Below are 3,275 nucleotides of genomic sequence, written 5' to 3'. Positions count from 1 at the left end.
ATTAGGCTTTTGCCTGTATAAGGCATTTAGTTCATCTTTATTGACATTTTCTGTACCTTTGATTTTTTGTTTGGTTAAAATCTTTTCCCCATCTTCTAAGTAGCTTGTTCCCTTACAGGCTAGAAGAATAAAAGCGGGCAAAAACAAAAGCAGCTTATAAAAATGTCTATTCAATTTTTTGATTAATCTTATGATTTCGAAAAGTATCGTAAAGTTCATTAAATCATTGCAAATAAAAAAATACCGAAAGCAGGAACAGGCTTTTTTGGTAGAAGGAGCAAAAAGCGTGACAGAAGTTATTCAATCAGACTATCGAATAAAAAAGCTATTAGCCACAGAGCCCTTTTTACAAGAAAATCAAGACATTCTTGCTCATAAATCCTTCGAAATATTGCCTGTAAACGAAAAAGAACTTTCTACCCTAGGTACTTTTAAATCGAACAATGCTGCAATGGCCATCACTGAAATGAAGCCAAATATAGTTCTAACTGTAACGGGGAAAGAATATGGCTTAGTATTAGATGACGTTAGAGATCCTGGAAATTTAGGCACTATTATTAGAATCGCAGATTGGTATGGCATAAAGAAGATCATTTGTTCAAATACATGTGCAGATGTTTACAATCCCAAAACCATTAGTGCCAGCATGGGGTCTTTTTGTCGTATCGAAGTGTTTTTCACTGACTTGGTTGACTACCTTTCCAAGGCCGATTGCCCTGTTTTTGGTGCATTTTTGGAAGGAAAAAATGTTCACCAGACCCAATTTAGTAAGCGCGGTTTAATTTTAATGGGAAATGAATCAAAAGGAATATCTGCGAATTTAGAGCCCCTGGTCAATCATAAAATCTCTATCCCAAGATTTGGTGAGGCTGAATCTTTGAATGTAGGAGTGGCTACAGCGGTGATTTGTGATAATTTAAGGCGTGAGTTCCCTATAAATTGAGATGTAAATTTAAAGTTGCATGGTATCAATTAAGGTTTTAGGATTAAAGAAAGTACTTTTATGGTCTAAAACTCTACGGAACTTGGTGCCATTTTCTTTAAAATTGCCATGGGAGGAAAAAATTTTCTGAAAAGTAATCCTGCCCGACCAAACTTTAAATCTGTCATAATCCAATGCAAAAATTTGGGTTATTCTTATAAAAAAACATCAGAGCTTCGTTCAACTATTTCCATAATGACGATATCGGGCTTTTCCTTTTCAATTAACTCCTTATCAAACCTATAACTCCAAATAAATATAGACTCCCCAAAGCTTTCCGACATGTATTTTATTAATGCCTCAGAAAATGAATCTCGAAACATCAATAATTTCAAATTATTATCATCAGAAGTATATCTATTTTCATAATCCTGAGGAAGGCGAAAGAAATTATTAGGCACTTCTAATTGGCTTGGTATTTTAGCGGCCTTTTCATATTTCTTCTTTAATAATATTCTTTCCTCTTTGATCTTTATATTCAGCATTTTAGTTAAGTCTTCTTGATATGAAATTTCTATTTTCTTCTCAAGATCGCCCAATTCCATACATTTAATTTCAGGGTATATTTTTTGAATCTCGTGAATAAGCTTTCTATATCCCAGGAAAGCTCCAAAGTCATTCCAATGCGTATTGGTTTTATGGAAAAGTCGTTCATTTGGATAATCCATAAAATAATCAGAAAGATCAATTAAAGGGAGATTAATTTGAGCAGCCGCCTCTTTCATTTGTTGTAGTTTAGACTTATTTGCGGACTTAACAATAGGCAAATAATGGCCGTAAACGGAATGTTTATTGGGGGCAATGGCAACAAAATAAGCTATCCCTTTTTCGTCTAGCCATTTTTTTTGATTATTGAGGTTTGATTTCAACCTATTTAATTCTTCCGAATTATATTGAGTCAAACCTTTCGATTCCGAAATAACATTCGAATGGGATTCGCCAAGAAACATCCAACCGTTGTTACCTCTTACCACCTTTTCTGGCATAGGATCCGAATTAAATATAGAGGATTTAATTATTGTGAAAGGTTTAAAGAGAGAAGTTTTAAAAATGAAATTATCAGTAAAGTAGTGGTTGTATTTGTTTTTATAGTCAATGACATCTCTGTAAAATCCAAATAACTTTTCAGCAAGGTTTTCTCCAGAGTTGGTGTATTTCAATAAAAATTCAGGCTTAGCCGCTAAAATCCTATTTTCATTGTGCCTCAATAATGGGCTCATATTTAAAAACCTCAAAAGCAAAGGAAGAAATATAATAAATAGAAAGGTGTAAATAAATACTCTTTTTTGCATTATATTAGAATCTAAAATAAATAAATGGATTGTAACTATCTGCGCTTAAGTATGTAATGGTCAAGCCAAATAGAATAAGTAGATAAATTGGCTTCAACCAATTGATTTTATGAATTATTACCCTTTGTTCAATTATTTGTGAAGTTGGCATTGAGAAAATAATTGCTGCTAATAAGAAGAATAGGGTATGAGAATTAAAGTGGAAGAATGAAAGGTAGCTATTCAAAGTCATGTTGCCAGAGGAGTACCAAAACATCCTTTTCAGATATAAGAAAGCGGTACCCAAATCTTCGGCTCTAAAGAAAACCCAACCGACAATCACCACCAGTAAGGTGTAAAGATGTTGGATTGGAGCCCATACTTTTTGAAGCTTTTTCCCCAGCCCAGTACGTTCAATCACTAAAAATGTACCATGAAATAAGCCCCAAAAAATAAAGTTCCAACTTGCTCCATGCCATAAACCTGTTACAAAGAAAACGGTATATAAATTTATATAAGTTCTTAAATTAGACCTTCTATTCCCCCCTAATGAGATGTACACATAATCTCTAAACCAGGTAGAAAGAGAAATATGCCACCTTTGCCAGAACTCTCTAATATTCTTGGAAATATAGGGGAAGTTAAAATTCTCAGGAAAATCAAATCCAAACATTTTCCCTAGCCCTATGGCCATATCAGAATAACCAGAAAAATCGAAATAGATTTGAATAGAATAAGATATAATTCCAACCCAAACAAAAACTGTTGATAGCTCATTTACTTCATGGGAAAAAATACTATCGGCTATTGTGGCAAAAGTATTTGCAATCAAAACCTTTTTGGCCAAACCAACTATAAATCTCCTAATCCCTGAAACAAATTTTTCCTTTGTTATTTCTCTAGATTTAAGTTGTTTATGAATACTGGAATACCTAACTATTGGACCAGCGACAAGTTGAGGAAAAAGGCAAACATAGGTGGCGAAATCAAGAAAATTATGATTTGCTTTTATATGTCCCCTA

General features: G+C 33.5%; 3 protein-coding genes. 1 reads left to right on the top strand and 2 read right to left on the bottom strand.

Annotation, left to right across the window (positions count from 1 at the left end; all coding sequences use genetic code 11):
* Positions 1–190: 190 nt before the first annotated feature.
* Positions 191–943 (top strand): TrmH family RNA methyltransferase, encoded by a 753-nt coding sequence (locus tag E1171_RS04180; protein ID WP_155204402.1) that lies wholly within the window; start codon positions 191–193, stop codon positions 941–943.
* A 194-nt stretch (positions 944–1,137) separates the two neighbouring features.
* Here E1171_RS04180 and E1171_RS04175 read toward each other — a convergent pair whose 3' ends face one another.
* Complete coding sequence (locus tag E1171_RS04175) at positions 1,138–2,202, bottom strand: alginate O-acetyltransferase AlgX-related protein (RefSeq protein ID WP_187696246.1); 1,065 nt, start codon at positions 2,200–2,202, stop codon at positions 1,138–1,140.
* Positions 2,203–2,278: 76 nt separating this feature from the next.
* Positions 2,279–3,275: MBOAT family O-acyltransferase (locus E1171_RS04170; RefSeq protein ID WP_155204397.1), on the bottom strand; the 997-nt coding region annotated here is incomplete at its 5' end.

The sequence above is a fragment of the Xanthovirga aplysinae genome (assembly GCF_009711365.1).
Classification (GTDB): Bacteria; Bacteroidota; Bacteroidia; order Cytophagales; family Cyclobacteriaceae; genus Xanthovirga; species Xanthovirga aplysinae.
This window is presented reverse-complemented; position numbering and strand designations above follow the sequence as displayed.

What these genes read in the sequence shown, in the direction of transcription:
- E1171_RS04180 (WP_155204402.1), top strand. Translation starts at nt 191, where the DNA reads ATGATTTCGAAAAGTATCGTAAAGTTCATTAAATCATTGCAAATAAAA.
- E1171_RS04175 (WP_187696246.1), bottom strand. Translation starts at nt 2,202, where the DNA reads ATGAGCCCATTATTGAGGCACAATGAAAATAGGATTTTAGCGGCTAAG.